General features: G+C 69.7%; 21 protein-coding genes and 1 riboswitch. Of the genes, 8 read left to right on the top strand and 13 right to left on the bottom strand.

The window, feature by feature from the left end:
• Nucleotides 1–96 precede the first annotated feature (96 nt).
• The 3 genes from ACIGXX_RS27455 (at nt 97) to ACIGXX_RS27445 (ending at nt 2768) form a co-directional block, all read left to right on the top strand.
• Nucleotides 97–1002 (top strand): LysR family transcriptional regulator, encoded by a 906-nt coding sequence (locus ACIGXX_RS27455; protein ID WP_351165171.1) that lies wholly within the window; start codon nt 97–99, stop codon nt 1000–1002.
• Between the two features lie 150 nt (nt 1003–1152).
• Nucleotides 1153–1722, top strand: coding sequence for a cysteine dioxygenase family protein (locus ACIGXX_RS27450; RefSeq protein WP_351165170.1), 570 nt, complete (start codon nt 1153–1155; stop codon nt 1720–1722).
• A complete protein-coding gene (locus ACIGXX_RS27445; protein WP_399979581.1) occupies nt 1722–2768 on the top strand; it encodes a YeiH family protein in 1047 nt (348 codons plus the stop codon). The genes ACIGXX_RS27450 and ACIGXX_RS27445 overlap by 1 nt, the downstream gene beginning before the upstream one ends.
• Before the next feature lie 212 nt (nt 2769–2980).
• Here the strand turns inward: ACIGXX_RS27445 and ACIGXX_RS27440 are convergent, their stop codons facing one another.
• From ACIGXX_RS27440 to ACIGXX_RS27390, 11 genes are all read right to left on the bottom strand, one after another.
• On the bottom strand, nt 2981–3850 hold the full coding sequence (locus ACIGXX_RS27440; RefSeq protein WP_399979578.1) for a thioesterase family protein: 870 nt from the start codon (nt 3848–3850) through the stop codon (nt 2981–2983).
• Between the two features lie 104 nt (nt 3851–3954).
• Entirely contained in the window at nt 3955–4623 is a 669-nt protein-coding gene (locus ACIGXX_RS27435; protein WP_351165167.1) for a trimeric intracellular cation channel family protein, read from the bottom strand.
• A gap of 70 nt (nt 4624–4693) precedes the next feature.
• Nucleotides 4694–6085 carry a M1 family metallopeptidase gene (locus ACIGXX_RS27430; RefSeq protein ID WP_399979575.1) on the bottom strand — a complete coding sequence of 464 codons (1392 nt, stop codon included), beginning with the start codon at nt 6083–6085 and terminating at the stop codon, nt 4694–4696.
• 108 nt (nt 6086–6193) lie between these two features.
• Nucleotides 6194–7432, bottom strand: a complete 1239-nt coding sequence (locus tag ACIGXX_RS27425) for a dipeptide ABC transporter ATP-binding protein (RefSeq protein WP_351165677.1) — start codon at nt 7430–7432, stop codon at nt 6194–6196.
• A 35-nt stretch (nt 7433–7467) separates the two neighbouring features.
• Nucleotides 7468–8565 carry an ABC transporter ATP-binding protein gene (locus tag ACIGXX_RS27420; protein WP_351165163.1) on the bottom strand — a complete coding sequence of 366 codons (1098 nt, stop codon included), beginning with the start codon at nt 8563–8565 and terminating at the stop codon, nt 7468–7470.
• Nucleotides 8562–9563: an ABC transporter permease gene (locus tag ACIGXX_RS27415; protein WP_249592822.1), complete on the bottom strand. Its 1002-nt coding sequence runs from the start codon at nt 9561–9563 to the stop codon at nt 8562–8564. Before ACIGXX_RS27415 ends, ACIGXX_RS27420 begins: the two co-directional genes overlap by 4 nt.
• Before the next feature lie 120 nt (nt 9564–9683).
• Nucleotides 9684–11453 (bottom strand): ABC transporter substrate-binding protein, encoded by a 1770-nt coding sequence (locus ACIGXX_RS27410; RefSeq protein WP_351173317.1) that lies wholly within the window; start codon nt 11451–11453, stop codon nt 9684–9686.
• A 102-nt stretch (nt 11454–11555) separates the two neighbouring features.
• Nucleotides 11556–12560, bottom strand: a complete 1005-nt coding sequence (locus ACIGXX_RS27405; protein WP_351173314.1) for an ABC transporter permease — start codon at nt 12558–12560, stop codon at nt 11556–11558.
• Nucleotides 12561–12914: 354 nt separating this feature from the next.
• On the bottom strand, nt 12915–13688 hold the full coding sequence (locus ACIGXX_RS27400) for an enhanced serine sensitivity protein SseB C-terminal domain-containing protein (RefSeq protein WP_351173311.1): 774 nt from the start codon (nt 13686–13688) through the stop codon (nt 12915–12917).
• 123 nt (nt 13689–13811) lie between these two features.
• A complete protein-coding gene (locus tag ACIGXX_RS27395; protein WP_351173308.1) occupies nt 13812–14615 on the bottom strand; it encodes an enhanced serine sensitivity protein SseB in 804 nt (267 codons plus the stop codon).
• Nucleotides 14616–14676: 61 nt separating this feature from the next.
• Entirely contained in the window at nt 14677–15363 is a 687-nt protein-coding gene (locus ACIGXX_RS27390; protein WP_351173305.1) for an AAA family ATPase, read from the bottom strand.
• A gap of 141 nt (nt 15364–15504) precedes the next feature.
• Nucleotides 15505–15610, top strand: a riboswitch (glycine riboswitch).
• A gap of 147 nt (nt 15611–15757) precedes the next feature.
• Between ACIGXX_RS27390 and gcvT the strand changes: the two genes are divergently transcribed.
• From gcvT to ACIGXX_RS27370, 4 genes are all read left to right on the top strand, one after another.
• Nucleotides 15758–16882, top strand: a complete 1125-nt coding sequence (gcvT, locus tag ACIGXX_RS27385) for a glycine cleavage system aminomethyltransferase GcvT (protein WP_361465518.1) — start codon at nt 15758–15760, stop codon at nt 16880–16882.
• A gap of 89 nt (nt 16883–16971) precedes the next feature.
• A complete protein-coding gene (gene gcvH / locus ACIGXX_RS27380; RefSeq protein ID WP_190085009.1) occupies nt 16972–17349 on the top strand; it encodes a glycine cleavage system protein GcvH in 378 nt (125 codons plus the stop codon).
• Between the two features lie 30 nt (nt 17350–17379).
• Nucleotides 17380–18642: a serine hydroxymethyltransferase gene (gene glyA / locus ACIGXX_RS27375; RefSeq protein ID WP_351173298.1), complete on the top strand. Its 1263-nt coding sequence runs from the start codon at nt 17380–17382 to the stop codon at nt 18640–18642.
• A gap of 182 nt (nt 18643–18824) precedes the next feature.
• The gene (locus ACIGXX_RS27370; RefSeq protein ID WP_351173326.1) at nt 18825–20210 is read left to right on the top strand and encodes an L-serine ammonia-lyase; all 1386 of its coding nucleotides are present in this window, start codon (nt 18825–18827) and stop codon (nt 20208–20210) included.
• A gap of 628 nt (nt 20211–20838) precedes the next feature.
• Here the strand turns inward: ACIGXX_RS27370 and ACIGXX_RS27365 are convergent.
• The gene (locus ACIGXX_RS27365; RefSeq protein WP_361465523.1) at nt 20839–21498 is read right to left on the bottom strand and encodes a GNAT family N-acetyltransferase; all 660 of its coding nucleotides are present in this window, start codon (nt 21496–21498) and stop codon (nt 20839–20841) included.
• Nucleotides 21499–21579: 81 nt separating this feature from the next.
• On the opposite strand from ACIGXX_RS27365, the gene ACIGXX_RS27360 reads away from it, so the two are divergent.
• Nucleotides 21580–21792: an EF-hand domain-containing protein gene (locus ACIGXX_RS27360; RefSeq protein WP_249587621.1), complete on the top strand. Its 213-nt coding sequence runs from the start codon at nt 21580–21582 to the stop codon at nt 21790–21792.
• A gap of 228 nt (nt 21793–22020) precedes the next feature.
• Here ACIGXX_RS27360 and ACIGXX_RS27355 read toward each other — a convergent pair whose 3' ends face one another.
• Complete coding sequence (locus tag ACIGXX_RS27355) at nt 22021–22683, bottom strand: MerR family transcriptional regulator (RefSeq protein WP_351173292.1); 663 nt, start codon at nt 22681–22683, stop codon at nt 22021–22023.
• Nucleotides 22684–22830 lie beyond the last annotated feature (147 nt).

Here is a 22830-nt window from a genome sequence, read left to right as displayed (position 1 = left end):
CGGCCAAGGATGACGGAAAAGGCTGACATCGACTGTCAGGACAGGGCGGGAAGGGGGACCTGTCGGCCCTCCCCAAGTCCCGCTTATGATTCAGGCGTGTTCGATTCCCGGCACATCAGGTCATTCCACGAAGTGGTCCGCACCGGCTCCTACTCCGCCGCCGCCCGCTCGCTCGGCTATACGCAGCCGGCGATCACCCAGCAGATGAAGGCGCTCGAACGGTCCGTCGGCACGGTCCTGTTCACCCGCGTCGGACGCAGGATGCGGCTGACCGAGGCGGGCGAGGCGCTGTCCCGGCACGCGGGGATCATCCTGGGGAACATCGACGCCGCCCAGCAGCAGATGAACGCCATCACGGGCCTGCGCACCGGGCGCGTCCGCATCTGCGCCTTCCCCAGCGCCAACGCCACCCTCATCCCCGAGGCGCTGGCCCGGCTCGCGAAGAGCCACCCCGGCGTGCGCGTCGAGCTCCAGGAGAACGAACCGCCCGAGTCGCTCCAGCGCCTGGTGGACGGCGACTGCGACATCACGCTGGCCTTCCACTACCCCGGGCTGCACGAGGACGTACCGGACGAGGTGGTGGAGATCCCGCTGATGGAGGACCAGTTGACGGTCCTCATGCCGGCCCGCCACCCACTGGCGCGGCGCCGCTCCGTCCGGCTCGCCGACCTCGCGGGCGAGCGCTGGATCGCGGGCTGTCTGCGCTGCCGCGCCAACTTCCTGCACGAGTGCGCCGAGCAGGGCTTCGCACCGGACATCGCCTTCACCACGGACGACAACCTCGTCATCCAGAGCCTGGTCGCCGAGGGGCTCGGCATCGCGATGATGCCGGGGCTCGTCCTCAACTTCCTGCGCCACCGGGAGGTGGCGGGCCGGGCCCTCGATCCGGCGTCGCGGCGGCAGGTGTCGGCGTACGCACTCCGGGAGCACCTGCGGATACCGGCGACGGCGCTGGTCCTGGAGGAGCTGAAGGCGGTCGCGGCGAACCGGGTGGGCTGCTGAGGCACTCACCCCGCGCCCGCACAGCCCCGCCCTGCCCTGCCCTGCCTCGCCCTGCCCCGGGACCAGAAACCCCCATCCATAAGCAGAAATTGGGATACGGCTTAGAAACTGTCGTTGGACGTGATGGAAGGGCGGCAGGACGCTGCTCGTATGAGTGCCTCCATCACCGCGTCCCGCGCAGCCCGCACCACCGGGCGCCTGCACACCCTCGTCGCCGACATCCGCGAGGCCGTCGGCCGGGGCCTCCCGCCGGATCTGACGGCGTACCTGGTCGCCGAGCGGCTCGCGCCCCATCTGGGCGCGCCCGATCTGCTCGCCGACGAGCAGTGCGAGGGCGATCCCGAGCGCTACCGGCAGCATTTACTGCACGCCGAGCACGACGGCAGCTTCTCGGTGGTCGGCCTGGTCTGGCTGCCGGGCCAGCACACGCCGGTCCACGACCACGTCTCCTGGTGCGTCACCGGCGTCCACGAAGGCGACGAACACGAGCGCCGCTACCGCCTGCTCCCGGCGACGTCCGGCGCCCCGGCACGGCTCGTCGCCACCGAGGACCTGGTCAACCGGCAGGGCACGGTGTGCGGTTTCGCACCGCCCGGGGACATCCACCGGGTGTGGAACGCCGGTACGGGGCGGGCGATTTCCCTGCACGTGTACGGCGCGGACATCTCCCGCCTGGGCACCAGCGTGCGCCGGGTGTACGAGCTGCCGGCCGACCGCTGATGGCCCTGCTCGGGCAACGTCAGCGGGTCGCTCCGGCCGCGGTGGCACCTCCCAGCCACCCCCGGCCTCTGCCGGGGCTCGCCCTCGCGGCCGCCGGTGTGGCGGTGGCGTGGGCGACGCATGCGCTGCTCCCTGCCGTGCCGATGCTGACGGCTGCGGTGGTCCTTGGCCTCGCGGCGGCGCATCTGCCGGGTCTGCGCGCTGTCGTACGGGGCCGGTGCAAGGCGGGGCTCTCCCTCGCCGGGAAGCGGCTGATGCGGCTCGGGATCGTGCTGCTGGGCCTGAAGCTGAGCCTGGACGACGTCCTGGGGCTCGGCTGGGCGACGGTGGTGATGGTGCTCGGGGTGGTCGCGGCGACGTTCTTCGGGACGTGGTGGCTCGGCAGGCGGCTGGGGCTGCCCGGCGATCAGCCGCTCCTGATCGCGACCGGCTACTCGATCTGCGGCGCGTCCGCGATCGGCGCGGTCAGCGAGGCGACCGAGAGCGACGAGCGGGACGCGGCGGTGTCGGTGGCACTGGTGACACTCTGCGGGACGCTCGCGATAGCCGTACTGCCGCTCCTTCAGGGGCCGTTGGGGCTGAGTGACGCGGAGTTCGGCCGATGGGCGGGGGCGAGCGTCCACGACGTGGGGCAGGTGGTGGCCACGGCGCAGACCGCCGGGGCGGGGGCGCTGGGGGACGCGGTCCTGGTGAAGCTGATGCGGGTGGCGGTGCTCGCGCCGCTGGTGGCGGCGGTGGGGCTGTCCTTGCGGGCACGATCCGCCGGTCGCGGGGCGGGGAAGCGGCGGCCGCCGTTGCTGCCGCTGTTCGTGGCGGGGTTCATCGGGATGGTCGCGGTACGGAGTACCGGGTGGGTTCCTGGGGCTGCGCTTGACGTGGCGGGGCACGCGCAGGAACTACTGCTGGCGGCGGCCTTGTTCGGCCTGGGCAGCGCGGTGGATCTGCCCTCGCTCACCCGAACAGGGGGGAGGGTGGCGGCACTTGGCCTGTGTGCGTGGGTGGTGGTGGCGGGGGTTTCGTATGTGGGGGTGATGGTGGTCGGGTAGGGATTTCCTCTTCCCCAACCCCGCCGCTTCCCGAAAACCGGCTGCGCCGGAGCGTCCGCAAACGCCGGACGGCTGAAAGATACCCCCGGGCCGGGGATATCTCAGCCCGTCCGGCGTTTGAGGACGAACTCGGCGGAGCCGGTGATGACGGCGACCAAGGCCCCCGCGCCAGCGGGTTTTCGGGAAGGGGCGGGGTTGGGGAAAACGCCTTGTCAGGCCAGCCGCACCCGGGCCAGCTGGCGCGACTGGGCCACCAGGCGGCCCTCGCTGTCCCAGACCTCCGCGTCCTCCTCCAGGAAGCCGCCCGCGAGGTTCCGCGTGGTGATCGCGATGCGCAGAGGGCCCGGCGCGGGCTTCGCCCGTACGTGCACCGTCAGTTCCACCGTCGGCACCCAGCCGGAGATGCCCAGCTCGAACGCCGTCGGCGGCAGCGCGTCCACCGCGAGCAGCAGCGACAGCGGATCCGCGTCGCGGCCGTCCGCGAGGCCGAACCAGGCCCGCATCTCCCCCTTGCCGGAGGGCTGGCCGAGCGCCCACCCCAGGGTGGAGGGGTCCAGCTTCAGGAAGAGGCGGTCACTGATCGCCGAGCTGCCGGGCACCGGCCGGTGGTCCGGCGCGTCCTGCGGCCCGAAGCACTGGTCCAGCGGCGGCAGCGCCGGCGGCTCGGCCGTCGTACGGACGTCGTCGGGAAGCTCCGCCAGATCTCCGTACGAGGCGAGCACGCGAATCCGCTCGACCTCGCGCCCCTCCGCGTCGTACTGGAAGAGCGAGGCCTGCCCGGTCGACAGGGTCCGCCCGGCCCGCGCCGTGTCGGTGCGGATCACGGCGGGCCCGGGGTGGGACGCCGTCAGGTAGTGCGCGGAGACCGTGAAGGGGTCCGCGTGCGGCAGGGCGTCGGCGAGCGCGCGGCCGAGGACCGCGAGGAGATATCCGCCGTTGACGGCGTTGATGATCGTCCATCCCGCGGAGAGCTCGACGTCGTAGACGCCTGGCTCCCGCCGGGTGACCGCGGTGTCGCGGTCGAACTCGCTGTCGCCGATGCTCACGGGCACCGCTGCCGATATGGATGCTGCCTCTGCCATACCGGCAACGTACAACATCTAATTACTGAGCGGTAGCTTTTTCTGCGGAGACGCTTCCGCCAAGACGCTTCTGCGGCACACCCACGCTCCGCGAGCCCGCCCGCCTACGACGCCTCCTCCACCTCCACCGCCGTCGAGCGGCGGTGCCAGGCCCGCGGGGCGCGCCAGTGGTAGCGCAGCGCGAGCAACCGCAGGACGAAGGTCGTGACCACGGCGAGGGCGCTGGTTCCGGCGTTGACCATGTCGTAGTTGATGCAGAGCGCGACCATCGCGGAGCCGACGATCGCGGGCACGGCGTACAGGTCGCGGTCCCATCGCACCAGCGAGGGCACCTCGTTGGCGATGATGTCGCGCAGCACGCCGCCACCCACCGCGGTGGCGAGCCCCAGGGCCGCCGACGCGGTGAGCCCGAGGCCGTAGTCGTACGCCTTGGTCGTGCCGGTGACGCAGAAGAGACCCAGGCCCGCCGCGTCGAAGACGTTCACCGCGAGCTGCGTGCGCTCCACCTCGGGGTGCAGGAAGAAGACCAGGGCGGCGGCGAACAGCGGCGTGACGAAGTAGCCGAGGTCGACGAACGCGGCGGGCGGCACCGCCCCGATGACCACGTCACGGAAGATCCCCCCGCCCAGCGCGGTCACCTCGGCGAGCACGACGATCCCGAAGACGTCGAAGTTCTTGCGTACGGCGAGCAGGGCGCCGGAGATCGCGAAGACGAAGATCCCGACGATGTCGAGCGCGTGCTGGACGGAGGGACTGAACAGATCCTGGATCACGCGACATTCTTACCTGCCCGCCGCCGCGGGCCTCACCAGGGCGCCGCCGCCAGGCAGCGCCGCGCCGCGGCTACAGGGCGGGCTTGCCCTTCGTGAACAGCCACGTCTCGAACAGGGCGTCGAGCTGCTTGCCGGAGATCTTCTCGGCGAGCCGGACGAAGTCGGCGGTGTCCGCGTTCCCGTACCGGTTCTGCGCGGCCCAGGCCGGGAGCAGCTTGAAGAAGGCCTTGTCGCCGATGCGCTCGCGCAGGACCTGGAGCGTCATCGCGCCGCGCTGGTAGACGGCGGATGCGAACATCGTGTCGCGCTGCGGGTCACCGACGACGATCTGCCAGAAGGGCGCGTCGGCGGGGCGCGAGTTGTAGCCGGCGAGGAAGGCCTCGCGGGCGGTCTGGGTGCCCTTGTGCTCGCTCCACAGCCACTGGGAGTAGGTCGCGAAGCCCTCGTTGAGCCAGATGTCGCTCCACTTCTCGGGCGTCACGGAATCCCCGAACCACTGGTGGGCGAGCTCGTGGGCGATGGTCGACTCGCTGCGGATCGCGGAGTAGACAGGCTTGGTCTGGGTCTCCAGGGAGAAGCCGGCCTGCGGCATGTCGTCGACGATCGCGCCGGTCTCCTCGAAGGGGTAGGGCCCGAAGACCTTCGACCAGTAGTCGGTGACCTCGGCCGTGACGCCGTACACGTCGACGTTGTTGCTGTTCTCCAGGACCGGGTCGATGGCGACGTAGATGGGGGTGCCCCCCGGGGTCCTGCCGGTCTTCACGTCGAACTTCCCGATGGTGGCGGTCGCGAGGTAGGTCGCCATGGGCTTGGACTCGCGCCAGTGGGCGACGGTCTGTCCGCCCTTGGAGTACGTGTCGACGAGCCGGCCGTTGGAGACCCCGGTCAGGCCCTTGGGGGCCTTGATGCGGATGTCGAAGGCGGCCTTGTCCATCGGGTGGTCGCTGGAGGGGAACCAGGTCGACGCGGCGTTGGGCTCGCAGGCGACGAAGACGCCGTCGGTGGTCTTCATCCAGCCGTAGTCGGAGCCGAAGACGATGGGGCCGCCCAGCGGCTCGGGCACGCCGCCGTAGGTGACGGTCACGGTGAACGTCTTGTGCTTGCGCAGGTGGTCGCGCGGGCTGATGCGGATCTCGTCGCCGTCGCGGGTGAACTTCGCCCGTCTGCCGTTCACCTCGATTCTCGTCACCTGAAGCTTCTGGAGGTCGAGGTGGAAGGAGGAGAGGTTCTGGGTGGCGCGCGCGGTGATCGTGGTGCGGCCGTCGAGGCGGTCGGTGTCGGGGTTGTACGCGACGTCGAGGCCGTAGTGGCGTACGTCGAATCCGCCGTTGCCGAGCTTCGGGAAGTACGGGTCGCCTACGCCCTCGGAGCCGGGGTGGGGCGCGGGTGCGGCGGCGATCAAGCAGAAGGAGGCGGCGGCTGTGGCCAGCGCCCCCAGACGTGCCGAACGGGAGAGTGCCATGAGTCATCCCTTCGCGCGTGTTCCGATGAAACGGACACGCAGACTCTGCACTCTCCCGTATGGGCGTGTACATGACTTGGTGCCTGATTTTTACCAAGTCATCAGGTGCTACTGGTCGGTTGACGCCTGACCCTTGGCTTCCGCTTCCGGGGCGACCTTCGCGACGGTCTCCTTCGGGGGCGCGGCCTCCTCCGAGGTGACGGTCTCCTTCGGGGCCACGGTCTTCTTAGGGGCAGCGGACTCCTCGGCCGTCTCCTCCGCCTTGCTCACCACCGACACCACCTCGATCGCCTCCTTGGCGACCTGAAGCAGCTTGGTGTCGCCCGGCTGCTGGTCCTCGGCGTTCTCCGGGTGGTGGCACGCCACCTGGTGGCCGGAGGCCAGGGCGATCAGCGGCGGCTCGGTCTTCGCGCAGATCTCCGTCGCCTTCCAGCAGCGCGTGTGGAAACGGCAGCCGGTGGGCGGGTCGATCGGCGAGGGGACGTCACCGCGCAGCAGGATGCGCTCGCTCTTGACGCCGCGCCGCTTGGGGTCGGGCACCGGCACCGCGGAGAGCAGCGCCTTGGTGTACGGGTGCATCGGCGTGGAGTAGAGGTCCTTGCGGTCCGCCAGCTCCACGATCTTGCCGAGGTACATCACCGCGATGCGGTCCGAGACGTGCCGGATGACCGAGAGGTCGTGCGCGATGATCACGTACGTGAGACCGAGCTCGTCCTGGAGGTCGTCCAGGAGGTTGACCACCTGCGCCTGGATGGAGACGTCCAGGGCGGAGACGGGCTCGTCGGCCACGACCAGCTTGGGCCGCAGCGCGAGCGCGCGGGCGATGCCGATGCGCTGGCGCTGGCCGCCGGAGAACTCGTGCGGGTAGCGGTTGTAGTGCTCGGGGCTGAGCCCCACCCGCTCCAGCATCTCCTGCACGTGCTTCTTCAGGCCGCCCTCGGGCTTGACGCCCTGCAGCTTGAACGGCGCACCGACGATCGTACCGATGGTGTGCCGCGGGTTCAGCGACGAGTAGGGGTCCTGGAAGATCATCTGCACGTCGCGGCGCAGCGGCCGCATCTTGGCGGTGTTCAGGTGCGTGATGTCCACGCCCTCGAACTCCACGCGGCCCGCGGTCGGTTCGAGCAGGCGCGTGATCAGACGGCCCATCGTCGACTTGCCGCAGCCCGACTCGCCCACGACGCCGAGCGTCTCACCGGGGCGTACGTCGAAGGAGAGCCCGTCCACGGCCTGCACGGCCGCCACCTGGCGCTGCAGCAGCCCCTTCTTGATGGGGAAGTGCTTCACCAGGCCGTCGACCTTGAGCAGCGGCTCCACCGAGCCCTTCGTCTGCGCCGGGATCGTCATCTCCTGGCCCTTCGCCTGGTCTTTCGTGTCGTCTTTCACAGCTTCGGCGCAATCTCTTCGGTCCAGATCCGGGTGCGCTCGTCCTGCGACATGTGGCAGGCGGAGAAGTGACCCGATCCGACCTCGCGCAGGTCGGGGCGCTCGCGGCGGGTGATCTGGTCCTTGGGGATGTCGGCGTACGGGCAGCGCGGGTTGAAGGCGCAGCCCTCGGGCAGGTTGATCAGGCTGGGCGGGGAGCCCTTGACCGGCACGAGACGGTCGGTCTCCTCGCGGTCGATGCGCGGCATCGAACCCAGCAGGCCCCAGGTGTAGGGATGCTGGGGCTCGTAGAAGACCTTCTCCGCGGTGCCCCGCTCGACGCAGCGCCCGCCGTACATCACGAGCAGTTCGTCCGCCATCTCGGCGACCACGCCCAGGTCGTGCGTGATCATGATGACCGCGGAGCCGAACTCCTTCTGCAGGTCCCGGATGAGGTCGAGGATCTGCGCCTGGACGGTGACGTCCAGGGCGGTCGTCGGCTCGTCCGCGATGAGCAGTTCGGGGTTGTTGACCAGGGCCATCGCGATCATCGCGCGCTGACGCATGCCGCCGGAGAACTCGTGCGGGTAACTGTCGACCCGCTTGTCCGGCTGGGGGATGCCCACCCGGTCGAGCATCTCGATGGCCCGCTTGCGGGCGACCTTCTTGTCCACGTCGTTGTGGACCCGGTACGCCTCCATGATCTGCTTGCCGATGGAGTAGTACGGGTGCAGCGCGGACAGCGGGTCCTGGAAGATCATCGCCATGTCGCGGCCGCGGAGCTTGCGCACCTGGTTGGGGTCCGCGCTCAGCAGCTCCGTGCCGTTGAGCCAGATCTCACCGGACAGCTGCGGCTTGCGGCTGCCGTACTGGCCGGCGGTGTGCAGGCCCAGGATGCCCAGCGAGGTGACCGACTTGCCGGAGCCCGACTCGCCGACGATGCCGAGGGTCTTGCCCTTCTCCAGCTGGAAGCTGAGCCCGTCGACGGACCTGACCAGGCCGTCGTCGGTCGGGAAGTGCACCTTGAGGTCGCGCACCTCGAGGAAAGCGGTGGGAGCGACCGAATCAGCGACGGGTTCTCCGACCGCCGCTCCGGTCTTGTGCAGTTCGGTCATCCCAGCCTCACTCGCGGGTCGATGACGGCGTACAGAAGGTCGACGACGAGGTTGGCGAGGGCGATCGCGAGCGATGCGCACAAGGTGACGCCGAGGATCACCGGCAGGTCCTTGTTGCTGATGGCCTTGACCGCCTCGAGGCCGAGCCCCGGCAGGTTGAAGGTGGACTCGGTGAGGACGGCGCCGCCGAGGAGCACACCGAGGTCGAGGCCGAAGACCGTGAGGATCGGCGTCATGGCGGAGCGCAGCGCGTGCCGTCTGATGACGACGGCCTCGCCGAGCCCCTTGGCGCGCGCGGTGCGGATGTAGTCCTCACCGAGCACTTCCAGCATGGTCGCGCGAGTGAGTCGTGCGTACATGGCGGCATTGAGGAACGCGAGCACGATCCAGGGAAGGATCAGCGTCTCGAACCAGATGTTGATCGGGTCGTCCGTGGTGAGGGTGTCCTCGATCTTCACCCAGCCGAGCGTGTGGACGAAGAGCCCCATCGCGATCATGCCGGTGAAGAAGATCGGCAGCGAGACGCCGCCGAGGGCGGTGATCATCGCGGAACGGTCCCAGATGGTGCCGCGCTTGAGCGCGGAGAGCACGCCGGTGGCGACACCGGCGACGAGCCACAGCACACAGGCACCGGCGGCGAGCGCCGCGGTGACGGGCAGGGCGTCCTTGAGGGTCTCCCAGACGGGCGCCTCGGTACGGAAGGAGTATCCGAAGCAGGGGGCCGGGCAGTGGGTCACGTCGGCCCCGTTGGCGTAGTCACGCCCCATCGGGATGCCCTTGACGAAGTCCCAGAACTGGACGAGCAGAGGATCGTCCAGACCCAGTTTGATGCGGATGCCCGCGAGCTGCTCGGCACCCGACGACTTGCCGGCGAAGAGGACGGCGATGTCCTGGCCAGCCCACTTGGGCAGCATGAAGAAGACGGTGAAGGTCGCGAGCAGTACGACCAGCACCATGACGACAACGGCGATCAGGCGCCGGATGAGATAAGCAAGCACTGTGCGCGGCCCGGCGGTGACCGGGACCCCCTTGTGAGGGGTCCCGGTCACCGCCCCGGGCCATCACCTGCCCTTCGGACTGGCGGGATGGGGCGGGGTGGGACTGCCTTGCGGCGTGGACTACTTCTTGTCGCTCACACCGAGCGAGACGTAGTCGTAACGACCGCTGTACGCGGCGGACGAGTAGACGTTGGTCGCCCGCGAGGAACGCCACGAGATGTTCTTCTCGTAGATGAAGGGCATCCAGTACGCCTTGTCGACGATCTCGTGGGCCAGATCGGTGTAGATCTCACCGGCCTTGTTGGGGTCGACCGTGGCGATCGCGTCGTCGAAGTACTTGTCGATCTTCGGCTCGTCGATCTGCGACTCGTTGTAGTTGCCGTTCTCGTTGATGAAACGGCTGTCGAACAGCGGCTGGGCGTAGCCCTGGCCGGTCGGGAAGTCAGGACCCCAGCCCGCCATCGTCATGCCGATGCCGCGCTTCTTCACGACCGAGGGGGAGCCGGTGATGCTGGAGGAGTCGGCGCCGTCGATCTGGTCGACCTGGGCGTCGATGTTGACCTTCTTCAGCTGCTCCTGGAGCGCCGTGGCGGCGTCCACCTCACCCGGCTGGTTGGTGCGCGCCGAGATCTTGGTCGAGAAGCCCTTGGGAGCGCCGCACTGCTTGAGCTCATCCTTGGCCTTGGTCAGGTCCGGCTTGCCCTTGCGCTCCTTGATGCCGTACGGGTCGTAGTCGTCGTGACCCTTGATCGACTTCGGGAAGACGCTGGTGGCGATCTCACCGGCGGCGACCGGGCCGCCACGGGTCTTCTGCAGGCTCGCGAAGTCCGTGGCGTAGAAGACGGCCTTGCGGCAGTGCTCGTCGTCGAACGGCTTCGTCTTGGTCACCAGGGCGACGTAACGGACGAAGTCCGTCTGCATGTTGTCGACGTTGTCCTTGTGGTCCTGAATGGCGGTGGTACGACCCGACTGGGTCATGCCGGTGCCATTCATGTCGATGTCGTAGTCACCTTCCATCAGGCGCTTGTCGTTCTCTTCGAGGTTCGCCGAGATGGTGACCTGGATCTTGTCCGGCAGGGCCGGGCGGACCGGGTCGGACGACTTCTTCCAGTTCTTGTTGCGGACGAGCGTGATGCTCTTGCCCGCGCTGTAGTTCTGGAACTTGTACGGGCCGGAGGAGAAGGGGCGCTGGGTGTACTTGGCGCCGGTGTCCTCGGACTGCTTCACCGGGGTGCCCGACGGCATCGCGAGCATCTGCTCGAAGTCGCCGTTCTTCTTGGGCAGCTTGAAGATGATGGTGTTGTCGTCCGGCGTCTCGATCGCCTTCAGACCCAGCTTGTCCTTCGACTTGTCCTCGTAGGGGCCCTTGTACTCGCCCTTGGGGTCAAGCGTGGACTTGAGGTAGCCGGGACCACCGGTGATGACCTTGGTCGCCCAGATGCGCTCGATGCCGTACTTGATGTCCTTGGAGGTCAGCTTGGAGCCGTCCTCCCAGGTGAGGCCGTCACGCAGCTTGTACGTGTAGGTCTTGCCGTCGTCGCTGATCTTCGCCGTGTCCTCGGCGAGGTCGGGGACGAGCTTGTTGGACGCGGCACCCGGCTTGGTGTCGTACGTGATCAGCGTGCGGGTGTAGTACCGCATGAAGTCCCACGTCATGCCGTAGTACGCGCGCTGCGGGTCGGCCGAGTCCAGGTCCTGCTTGGCGATGAACTTGAGCGTCCCGCCCTTCTTCTTCGACTCGTTGGCGACCTTGCCGATCGCCGCGTTGTAGCCGGCGCCCTTGCTGTCGTCGTCGTCGCTGCCGCCGCCGCACGCCGTGGTGGTCACCAGCGCCGCCACGACGAGGGCCGCGCCTGCGGTCAACCGTCGTTTAGAGGAACCTGTGGGCATTTCTCGCATCCTCCGAGATTCGCGGTCCTTGGCTTTGACTGCCTGAAGAACCATGGGAAGAGCCACCTGACGCTGCGGCAGGGGCAAGCCAGTTGGAGCTGTTTACCGAGTTCCCTTGGGGTCCAGGGCGTCGCGCAACCCGTCACCGAAGAGGTTGAAGGCCAGCACTGTCACGAAGATCGCCAGGCCAGGGAAGACCATGAACATCGGGTCGTGCTCGTACGTCGCCAGCGCGTCCCGGAGCATGCCGCCCCAGGAAGCCGTCGGCGGGCGTACACCTGCGCCGAGGAAGCTGAGCGCCGCTTCGGTGAGGATGTTGGTGGGGATCATGAGCGTCGCGTACACGGTGATCGGAGCGACCAGGTTCGGCAGCAACTCACGGAAGAGGATGTGCCGTTGACCGCCGCCGAGGCTGCGGGCCGCCTCCACGTACTCGCGTTCGCGCAGCGAGAGGGTCTGGCCGCGGACGATGCGCCCGACGTAGGGCCAGCCGAAGAAGCCGATCACCAGGATCAGTACCGCGATGCGGACGCCGCTGCCGGTGAGCCCGAGCAGGTCGTCGGGGAGGACGGAGACCAGGGAGATCACGAAGAGCAGCTGCGGGAAGGCGAGCAGCACGTCCATGACCCGGCTGATCAGGGCGTCGATCCAGCCGCCGAAGTAACCGGCGATGATCCCGAAGAAGGTGCCGAGGACCACGGCCACCACGGCGGCGAGGAACGCCACCAGGAGCGAGATCCGGGCGCCGTAGACGATGCGGCTGAAGACGTCGCGGCCCTTGTTCGGCTCCACTCCGAAGAGGAAGTCCCAACTCATGCCGCCGAACGCGCCCTTGGGCAGGTTCGTCAGGTCTTCCAGCTCGTCCTGATGGAACTCGTTGGGCGGGTGGCCCAGCAGGGAGACGATCAGGGGCGCGAAGACGGCGACAAGGACCAGGACGAGCACGGTGATGCCGCCGGCCAGCGCGACCTTGTCCCGCTTCAGGCGGTTCCAGGCGATCTGCTTGAGGGACCGCCCCTCGACCTTCCTCACCCCTGCATCAGCTGCGGGAGCGACGTCCGCTGTCGGGTCCGCGTCCGCAGGTGTGTCATGCAATGGTGCCGTCATCGTGGCAGGGACCCCTCTCAACCGGTGGTGACCGGCCCGCACTTGTCGCTGTAGCGATGTGATCAGTCCGTCGTACACAGGGGCGAAGCGCCCCTGGTGCGGGAGTCTTCATCGCGGTTGCGATCTGTTACCAGCCTTGACGGGGAAAGGATGCGCAACCGTGATGCTGATCGAGGTGTTCCGTTATCCGGACGCAGGTGAACGAGGGGCGAACACGGGGCAGTTGCATCGCAATAGGCCACGGGGGCCCATTGGGCCCCTCCGCCATCAGAACGGACATTGTGGCGGTCAGGGCAGGTATACGAGCCGCGGTGGCCGGTTCACGGCCCTTTCGGTAAGGGCCGCAGCACTGTTTCAGTACTGCGCGGGGTAGCCGTACCCGCCCGCGGGCGCCGGGGCCGGCTGGGCCTCGCGGTCGTAGAACGGCCGGGCATTGGCGCGCAGCCACATGGCCACCGGGTCGTACGCGTCGGACATCGCGACGGTCGACACGGGCAGGCCGTCGGGGACGGCGGCGATCGACTGCTGCATCATCGTGCGCACCCCGTCGACCGACGAGGGCGCCGTGTCGTACACATCGAGGCCGATGGCCAGATACGGCGCACCGAGCGCGGGCTGCACCCAGGCGCGGCGCAGCGAGCGGACCGCGGGGGTGCGGTGCGCGTTCTGCGTGAGCAGGGCGTAGAACTGGGGGATCTCGATGGCCGGCTCGGTGAGCCGCAGCGGGCCCGCGGGCAGCAGGTCGAGGCCCGACGCGATGCGCCGCAGGTCGAGCCAGGGGATGCCGACGCCGCCGCCGGGGGCGTGCGGGTTGAGCCAGAGGCCGTAGTGGTCGGGGTAGAGCGTGCGGGAGATGTCGAGCCCGCTGACCACTTCGTACGAGCGGTTCCAGCCACTGGCGGAGAGCTCCTGGGCGGAGGTCACGCACGGCGCGTACCCGAGGCCCTCGACCTCCATGTTCCCGTACTGGGCGTCGGGGGACCCCGCCTGGCCGTGCCAGAGCAGCATCCACACCTGGTCGGCGGCGAGCGCCCGCAGGAGCGCCTCGTAGGCGTCGTAGCGCCCCGGCGTCACCTGGCGCAGCATGTGCTCGACCTGCCCGGCCGCAGCCGTGCCCGACGCACTCACCCTTAACCGCCCCTTCGCGATGACCCGCTGACCCGGTGTCCCCGGCTCATGAAACCAGCTTAAGCGGCGATCCTGACACCGACTTGACGTACGGCACCCTCACACACGTACCCGCACATGTCCTTACGCGTGTCCGTGCTCGTGCCCGGGGCTCTGCCCGAAGAAGGGCCGGACCCGCTCGCGCATCCAGTCGCCGACCGGGTCCTGGGCCACGTCGAGCAGCACCAGGTTCACCGGCCAGGCCACCGGTGCCAGACCAAGGGCCCTGCCCACGGCCTCCATCGGCAGCTCGCGCGCGTTGCCCTCCCAGGAGCTCAGTTCGACGCCGACGAACAGCGCGGGCGCCTCGCCCTCGACGCTCGCCAGGCAGCGGCGGGCGCTCAGGACGACCCCGGTGGCCTCGAACTCACGGGCGGCGGCGGACAGGAAGTCCACCGGGTCCTCCTGCCAGTCCGGTTCGAAGAGGCGTACGCGGCCGCCGGTCGCGGGCCCGTCCAGCGGCGTGCGTCCCGACCGGCAGAGCTCGGCGACGGCCGGCGGCGGAAGCGGGACCCCGATCGTGCCGTCCGGGTTGACCGCGATGCCCATCTGCGGGGGAAGCCCGCGCGCGAACTCCACGGCGGGCGCCACGGTGCAGCCCATCCGGCCCCCGGTGACGTGCTGGAACTGCTGCTCGGAGCTGAAGACGGGGACGTAGGCCTGGCCGTCGATCTCCAGCGTGGGCAGGTCCAGGGTGCCGCTGTCCGGCGCCCCGCCGTTCGGCAGCGGGACCCAGACGTGGCTGCGGCCGAGCACCTCCACGATGCGGGCGCCCGCGGACGCCCGGGGCGCCCCCGGCGTGCCGAGAGAGGCCGCGAGCACCTCTTCGAGTTCGTTGCCCGGCCATCCTCCGTAGGGATGGGCGTGCGCCTGCGCCGGAATGTCCATCTGTCTTAACCCCTGCTCGGTCCCGCTCTGCCTGCGGCACGACCCTAACGTGAGCGGCGGCTCAGTCCCCGAAGCCGATCCCCCGCAGCACCCCGGCCGCCGTCCGGTCGAGCAGCACCGCCGAGCCGCAGCCGCGCGGCAGATCGCCCCGCTCGGCGGCGCCGACGAGCCGGCCGACCGTCCTGCGGTGGCGCGCGAAGGCGTACCGCGACACGCCGCGCCCGCGCGCGAGCTGGCCCTCTATGGCGGTGTCCGGCTCCACGTCGAGCAGCAGCAGATGCAGGGTCGTGCCGCGCCGCGCGGCCTCGCGGGCCAGCCAGCGGCGCACCCAGGCCTGGGTGCCGCAGTCGTGCACCACGACGCCCTCGCCGGAGCGCAGGGCCCTGCGCAGGCCCGCGTAGTGCGCGATGCGGACCAGGGGGCGGTACACCGCGTACGGCAGCAGGCTCGGCATGCGCCGGGCCCAGCGGTCGCGGGTGTCCTGCGAGTCGATGCGCGGGCCCGCGACGGCTCTGCGCATCAGCGTGGACTTGCCGCTGCCCGGCAGCCCGGAGACGACGATCAGATCGCCCTCGCCGAACGTGAGCCGGTGCGGGCTGTGGCCGGTCCGCTGCCGCAGGTCGCGGACGACGGCCGCCGGCAGGGGGCCGCAGCTCTCCCTGGTGGGGGCGGCTGCCTGTTTGGGCAGGGCCACCCCCGTGTTGGTCGCGTAGACGCTCGTCCTGCGCACCGTGATCGGCCTCCCCATAGCGGTCACGTACCTGCTTACCGCAGCTTCCCCGGCAAGTGTAAAGAGAAGGTAATGCGGCACAAGGGCATTACCCGACTGGCACTGCCCTGTGACGCGGGCGCGTGCAATGATGTGCGCGCAAACTCCATACAGGCCGTTTGAATCCGCGCGGGAGAGTTCCCGGACACCGTCGAAAGACGCTCCGGGGCGCCGAAGGAGCAAGTCCCTCCCTTGAATCTCTCAGGCCCCGTACCGCGCGGGCGAGGCACATCTGAAAAGCGGGCCGCGGTCGCGGCTCCACCCAAGGTGCAAGTCATGACCCCCTGTACGGACGGGTCGTGGTGAACCTCTCAGGTTCCGATGACAGATGGGGAGGATCGACCTCGCCCGTCATGCCCTGGGAGTTCCACTGATGAGTACCGTCCCCCGTCTGACCGCCCTCGATGCCGTGCATCGTGCGCTCGGCGCGACGATGACCGACTTCGCGGGCTGGGACATGCCGCTGCGCTACGGCAGCGAGCGCGACGAGCACATCGCCGTCCGCACCAAGGCCGGTCTCTTCGACCTCTCCCACATGGGCGAGATCACGGTCACAGGACCGCAGGCCGCGGACTTCCTGAACTTCTCGCTGGTCGGCAACATCGGCTCCGTCGGTGTCGGCCGCGCCCGCTACACGATGATCTGTGCCGAGGACGGCGGCATCCTGGACGACCTGATCGTCTACCGGCTCGGCGAGACCGAGTACATGGTGGTCGCCAACGCGTCGAACGCGCAGGTCGTCCTGGACGCGCTCACCGCCCGCGCCGACGGCTTCGACGCGCGGGTCCGTGACGACCGCGACGCGTACGCGCTGCTCGCCGTCCAGGGTCCCGAGTCCCCCGGCATCCTGAAGTCACTCACGGACGCGGACCTGGACGGCCTGAAGTACTACGCGGGCCTGCCGGGCACGGTCGCGGGCGTGCCCGCGCTCATCGCCCGCACGGGCTACACGGGCGAGGACGGCTTCGAGCTGTTCGTGGCGCCCGGCGACGCCGAGAAGCTGTGGGGCGCGCTGATGGAGGCGGGCGAGCCCGTCGGCCTGGTCCCGGCCGGCCTCTCCTGCCGCGACACGCTCCGCCTGGAGGCGGGCATGCCGCTGTACGGGCACGAGCTGACCGCCGAGCTGACGCCCTTCGACGCGGGTCTGGGCCGGGTCGTGAAGTTCGAGAAGACCTCGCAGGCCGACACCTTCGTGGGGCGCGCGGCGCTCGCGGCCGCCGCCGAGCGCGCCGAGACCGCTCCCCCGCGCAAGCTGGTGGGCCTGATCGCCGAGGGCCGCCGCATCCCGCGCGCGGGCTTCTCCGTGGTCGCCGACGGAAAGGTCATCGGCGAGGTCACCTCCGGGGCGCCGTCCCCGACACTGGGCAAGCCGATCGCCATCGCGTACGTGGACGCCGCGCACGCGGCTCCCGGCACCGAGGGCGTCGGCGTGGACATCCGCGGCACGCACGAGCCCTACGAGGTCGTGGCTCTGCCGTTCTACAAGCGCCAGAAGTGACACTTCCGTCTCTTTGGTAACCCGGAAGTGACCCCCCGCACATCATTCCCGTTCCGCAGCACCCACCCGCGTACAGGAGAATTCAGGTCATGAGCAACCCCCAGCAGCTGCGTTACAGCAAGGAGCACGAGTGGCTCTCGGCCACCGAGGACGGTGTGGCGACGGTCGGTATCACGGAGCACGCCGCCAACGCGCTCGGTGACGTCGTCTACGCCGACCTTCCCGAGGCCGGCGCCGCGGTGACCGCGGGCGAGACGTGCGGCGAGCTCGAGTCGACCAAGTCGGTCAGCGATCTGTACTCGCCGGTGACCGGTGAGGTCGTCGAGTCGAACCAGGACGTCGTGGACGACCCCTCGCTCGTCAACTCCGCCCCGTTCGAGGGTGGTTGGCTCTTCAAGGTACGCGTCACGGAGGAGCCGAAGGACCTGCTCTCCGCGGACGAGTACACCGAGTTCTCCGGCAGCTGAAGCCCCCCGAAGACCCCTAGGGACCACCTGATGTCGCTTCTCAACACCCCTCTCCACGAGCTGGACCCGGAAGTCGCCGCCGCCGTCGACGCCGAGCTCCACCGCCAGCAGTCCACCCTCGAAATGATCGCGTCGGAGAACTTCGCTCCGGTCGCCGTCATGGAGGCCCAGGGCACGGTCCTCACCAACAAGTACGCCGAGGGCTACCCCGGCCGCCGCTACTACGGCGGCTGCGAGCACGTCGACGTCACCGAGCAGATCGCGATCGACCGGATCAAGGACCTGTTCGGCGCCGAGTACGCCAACGTCCAGCCGCACTCCGGCGCCTCCGCCAACCAGGCCGCCCTCTTCGCGATCGCCCAGCCCGGCGACACGATCCTCGGCCTGGACCTGGCGCACGGCGGCCACCTCACGCACGGCATGCGCCTGAACTTCTCCGGCAAGCAGTTCAACGTGGTCGCGTACCACGTCGACGAGGCCGGTCTGGTGGACATGGCCGAGGTCGAGCGCCTGGCCAAGGAGAACAGCCCGAAGGTGATCATCGCGGGCTGGTCCGCCTACCCGCGCCAGCTGGACTTCGCGGAGTTCCGCCGGATCGCCGACGAGGTCGGCGCGTACCTGTGGGTCGACATGGCGCACTTCGCCGGGCTCGTCGCCGCGGGCCTGCACCCCAACCCGGTGCCGTTCGCGGACGTGGTCACCTCCACCACGCACAAGACGCTCGGCGGCCCGCGCGGCGGCGTCATCCTGGCCCGCAGCAAGGAGTTCGCGAAAAAGCTGAACTCCGCGGTCTTCCCCGGCTTCCAGGGCGGCCCCCTGGAGCACGTGATCGCGGCCAAGGCCGTCTCCTTCAAGGTCGCTGCCTCCGAGGAGTTCAAGGAGCGCCAGCAGCGCACCCTGGACGGCGCCCGCATCCTGGCCGAGCGCCTGGTGCAAGGCGACGCGAAGGCCGTCGGCGTCGACGTCCTGTCCGGCGGCACGGACGTGCACCTGGTCCTGGTGGACCTGCGCAACTCCGAGCTGGACGGCCAGCAGGCCGAGGACCGCCTCCACGAGGTCGGCATCACGGTCAACCGCAACGCGGTCCCGAACGACCCGCGCCCCCCGATGGTCACCTCGGGCCTGCGGATCGGTACGCCCGCGCTCGCGACCCGCGGCTTCCAGGAGGAGGACTTCCGTGAGGTCGCGGACGTCATCGCCGAGGCGCTGAAGCCGGGCGAGGTCGACACGGAGTCGCTCAAGGCGCGCGTCTCGGCCTTGGCAGCCAAGCACCCGCTGTACCCCAACCTGTAGCAGTTTCGTACGCTTTCCTTCGTACGATTCTTCGGGGCACCGCGCACACTGGACAGTGAAGACAGTGAGTGCGGTGCCCCGGCTCATGCCCCGCGTTCGCAGTTCTCCGCACAGTTCGTTCCGTAGTTCTCCGCACCACCCCGGCAGACAACGGCGTCTACCAACCATCATTGGAGTTTCTCGTGGCCCTCTCGGTCTTCGACCTGTTCTCGATCGGCATCGGCCCGTCCAGCTCCCACACGGTCGGTCCCATGCGCGCCGCCCGCATCTTCGCGAGCCGCCTCAAGAACGAGGGCCTGATGGCCCACACCACCGCCATACGGGCCGAGCTCTACGGCTCCCTCGGCGCCACCGGCCACGGCCACGGCACCCCGAAGGCGGTCCTGCTCGGCCTGGAGGGCGAGTCCCCGCGCGAGGTCGACGTCGAGTCCGCCGACGACCGCGTCGAGCGGATCAAGAGCACCGGGCGCCTCAACCTCCTCGGCATGCACGAGATCGACTTCGACTTCGACGAGGACCTGGTCCTGCACCGCCGCAAGGCCCTGCCGTACCACGCCAACGGCATGACGATCTTCGCGTACGACCACGAGGGCGCCCTCGTCCTGGAGAAGACGTACTACTCCGTGGGCGGCGGCTTCGTGGTCGACGACGACGCGGTGGCCGGCGAGAACCCGATCGTGCCCGACGACACGGTCCTCAAGCACCCCTTCCGCACCGGCGACGAGCTCCTGCGCCTGGCCTCCGAGACCGGCCTGTCCATCTCCGCGCTGATGCTGGAGAACGAGAAGGCCTGGCGCACCGAGGCGGAGATCCGCTCGGGGCTGCTCGACATCTGGGGCGTCATGCAGTCCTGCGTCTCGCGCGGCATGTCCCGCGAGGGCATCCTGCCCGGCGGCCTCAAGGTCCGCCGCCGCGCGGCCAACTCCGCGCGCCAGCTGCGCGCCGAGGGCGACCCGCAGGCCCGCGCCATGGAGTGGATCACGCTCTACGCGATGGCGGTGAACGAGGAGAACGCCGCGGGCGGCCGCGTCGTGACCGCCCCGACCAACGGCGCCGCGGGCATCATCCCGGCGGTCCTGCACTACTACATGAACTTCGTGGCCGGCGGTTCCTCCCAGGAGGAGCGGGAGGACGGCGTGGTCCGCTTCCTGCTCGCGGCGGGCGCGATCGGCATGCTCTTCAAGGAGAACGCCTCGATCTCCGGCGCCGAGGTCGGCTGCCAGGGTGAGGTCGGCTCCGCCTGCTCGATGGCGGCGGGCGCCTTCGCCGAGGTGCTCGGCGGCAGCCCCGAGCAGGTCGAGAACGCCGCGGAGATCGGCATGGAGCACAACCTCGGCCTGACCTGCGACCCGGTCGGCGGCCTCGTCCAGATCCCGTGCATCGAGCGCAACGGCATGGCGGCGGTGAAGGCCGTCACCGCGGCGAAGATGGCGATGCGCGGCGACGGCAGCCACAAGGTGTCCCTCGACAAGGTCATCAAGACCATGAAGGAGACCGGCGCCGACATGAGCGTGAAGTACAAGGAGACGGCGCGGGGCGGCCTCGCGGTGAACATCATCGAGTGCTGAGCCTCCGACAGGGCTCTCCCAGCAGGTGGCGTCGGAGCGGACCTGTTTCAGGTCGCTGAGGCAGGCGTCCGCTGCCTGAGTCGTCGTGGCGTGCCGTGCGGCGGGACCCGGTGGCCGGTCCGTCGGCGCCGCCGCGAGGGCGGCGAGCTTGGCGCCGTCACCGCGGTCCGCGTCGCTCAGCGCCTCGGACAGGCCCTCCCCCGCGTCCTCCGGCGTGTACATCGCGGTGGTGACGACGTCGAGCACCGTAGGCGGCGTAGTCGCCGACGGCCCGGCGGAACCCCACGGCCTGCCGAGATAGGTGAGCTTCGCGCAGGCCGCCGCCGCACCGCCCCGGCGGACCTGCCGGCGCGCGGTGTCGATCTCGACGTCGGCGACACGGTGCACGGGCGTACGACTCCGGCCCGGCGGCACAGGCTGCGCACCCTGGCGACCAGCTTTGGCACGGCGAACGGCTTGACCAGGTAGTCGTCGCCCCCGCCCGCTCGCGAAGCCTTCGACCCGGTCGGCGACGGTGTCGCGCGCGGTCAGGAAGAGCACCGGGCAGGTGAGGCAGGTTCTCACCGCGCGACAACCCAGGTTCTCACCACGCGAAAACCCAGGTTCTCACCGCGCGAGAACCAGGTTCTCACCGCGCGAAGAACAACGCCTCCGCGCCCACCGGCCGATACCCCGCCGCCTGGAAGGCTCGCACACTGCGCGCGTTCCCGGCCGACTGCTGCGACCACACCGGGGCCCCGCCGGGCACCAGATGCCGGGCGGCGAGCGCCAGCGCCCGGCCGAGCCCCCGGTGCCGTACGTCCTCGGAGACCTCGATCGCCGCCTCCCAGCGCCCGGCGAGACCGCGCCCGAGCACCAGTACTCCGCCGCCGTCGGCGGCCCACACGCGCACGTCGTCGCGGCGCTTGCGGGCCCGCACCACCCGGGGGTGGTCCGGGTCGTCGATCTCGCGGAGCCCGACGGCCGGTCCGGGTCCGCCCGGCAGCGCGGCGGCCACGGTGAGGAGGTCGGTGGTGTCCGTCGTGCGTCCGGTCCGCTCCATGAAGGCGGCGAGGAACAGGGGGTTCATCGTGGCGGCCAGCGGGTCGCAGTCGAGCGCGGCGAGGGTGGCGTGCACCCACCGCGGGTCCTCGTCCGTGAAGACCACCGAATGCGCGGTGAAGGCGATCACGCCCGCGTCGCGGTGGCAGGGCTGCGGCACGACGGTCGTGGTGCCGTCGGGCGGCGGGAACTGCCCGAGGGCCGCCGCGTCGAGGATCGCCCCGAGCGCGGCAGGGGTGCTGGCCATGGGCGTACTCCTTGTGATCGCGTCCTCGGACGGCCGATACCCTAACCCCCGTCAGTAGTGCACGAAGAAGGGGTGGATCCGGTGGCGGACATCGAGGAAGCGCGCAAGACGTTCGACCAGTTCGACGCGGACGGCGACGGCTTCATCACGGCGGCCGAGTGGAAGTCGGCCATGGCGAAGATGGGGGACTTCTACGTCACCGAGACGGTGGCCGAGGCCGTGATCGGCACGAAGGACACCGACAAGGACAAGCGCCTGTCGTTCGACGAGTTCTGGGCGAGCCTGAACAAGTAGCGGGAGCGCGGCACAAGGGGCCCGGCACGGGAGTGCGCCGGGCCCCTTCCGCGTATCTCGACCGGGGTGATCGCTGGTCAGTACGTCGTCCACGGCGCGTTTCGTACGGCCCGTCGAGGCGATGGACGCGGAGGGGGCGGCGGGGGTCTGCGGGGGCGGTACGCGTGGCGCAGGGCGAACTGCAGGACACCCCTCGGCCGGTTGACAGCCGGCCATAGAGCCCCGCACCTACCGCCCAGTCTCCGTCTCCCGCTCCGCAGCGCTGTCGATCCCGTAGAACCGCGCCGACGCGTTTACATGCGCCATCCGCCGTATCGCGTTGAACACCGCCTCCCCCAGCACGGTACCGATCACCACGCTCTCCACCAGGTCCTCGACCGCCACCCGCCGGTCCACGTAGCCGAGGTCGGCGCGGGCGACCATCTCGGCGGCGTCGGCGTACGTGTCGAGCAGTTCCGCGAACGCCCCGTGGCCGACGCGCCCCATGGCGGCAAGGGCCCGTGACAGGTCGGCCGCGGCGGGATTCGACTCATGGGTGCGCCAGCCGCGGCGTGCGATCAGCTCCTCGACCGCCGTGTGCGCGGCCGCCGCCTCGGCGTCGTCCTCGGCCTCCCCCGCCGAACCGAGCCGGTCCGCGGCGGCTCCGAGCACCTTGTGCAGCGGGCGCCCGGGGTCGTCGACCGCGCCGAGCACCTCCGCGATCGCCGCCACCTTCAGGCCGCCCACGTCGAGCAGCGCGCGGATGAGGCGCAGCCTGCGCTCGTGCGCCTCGCCGTACTGCGCCTGGTTCGGGCTGCTCAACTCGCCCGCCGGCAGCAGCCCTTCGCGGACGTAGTACTTGATCGTCGGCACCGGCACACCGGTCCTGCGGCTCAACTCGCCAATACGCACGGCCTGCCCACTCTCCTCTTCGCGCTTGCGCCCGCCACTCTGCCACCGGCCGCGCCCTTGCCATCCCCGAGCCCCATCATAGATAGTGGCGCTATCGGATAGCGGACAGCGCCACTATCTATATTTGCCGCAGAGGCGAACACAGAC

The organism is Streptomyces sp. NPDC055243 (assembly GCF_044544025.1).
Lineage (GTDB): Bacteria > Actinomycetota > Actinomycetes > Streptomycetales > Streptomycetaceae > Streptomyces.
This window is presented reverse-complemented; position numbering and strand designations above follow the sequence as displayed.

Coding starts and splice junctions, on each gene's coding strand:
- ACIGXX_RS27410 (WP_351173317.1), bottom strand. CDS start 11,453: ATGCCCACAGGTTCCTCTAAACGACGGTTGACCGCAGGCGCGGCCCTC.
- ACIGXX_RS27420 (WP_351165163.1), bottom strand. CDS start 8,565: ATGACCGAACTGCACAAGACCGGAGCGGCGGTCGGAGAACCCGTCGCT.
- ACIGXX_RS27365 (WP_361465523.1), bottom strand. CDS start 21,498: ATGGCCAGCACCCCTGCCGCGCTCGGGGCGATCCTCGACGCGGCGGCC.
- gcvT (WP_361465518.1), top strand. CDS start 15,758: ATGAGTACCGTCCCCCGTCTGACCGCCCTCGATGCCGTGCATCGTGCG.
- ACIGXX_RS27450 (WP_351165170.1), top strand. CDS start 1,153: ATGAGTGCCTCCATCACCGCGTCCCGCGCAGCCCGCACCACCGGGCGC.
- glyA (WP_351173298.1), top strand. CDS start 17,380: ATGTCGCTTCTCAACACCCCTCTCCACGAGCTGGACCCGGAAGTCGCC.
- gcvH (WP_190085009.1), top strand. CDS start 16,972: ATGAGCAACCCCCAGCAGCTGCGTTACAGCAAGGAGCACGAGTGGCTC.
- ACIGXX_RS27445 (WP_399979581.1), top strand. CDS start 1,722: ATGGCCCTGCTCGGGCAACGTCAGCGGGTCGCTCCGGCCGCGGTGGCA.
- ACIGXX_RS27395 (WP_351173308.1), bottom strand. CDS start 14,615: ATGGACATTCCGGCGCAGGCGCACGCCCATCCCTACGGAGGATGGCCG.
- ACIGXX_RS27390 (WP_351173305.1), bottom strand. CDS start 15,363: ATGGGGAGGCCGATCACGGTGCGCAGGACGAGCGTCTACGCGACCAAC.
- ACIGXX_RS27405 (WP_351173314.1), bottom strand. CDS start 12,560: ATGACGGCACCATTGCATGACACACCTGCGGACGCGGACCCGACAGCG.
- ACIGXX_RS27440 (WP_399979578.1), bottom strand. CDS start 3,850: ATGGCAGAGGCAGCATCCATATCGGCAGCGGTGCCCGTGAGCATCGGC.
- ACIGXX_RS27430 (WP_399979575.1), bottom strand. CDS start 6,085: ATGGCACTCTCCCGTTCGGCACGTCTGGGGGCGCTGGCCACAGCCGCC.
- ACIGXX_RS27425 (WP_351165677.1), bottom strand. CDS start 7,432: ATGACGATCCCGGCGCAGACGAAGGGCTCGGTGGAGCCGCTGCTCAAG.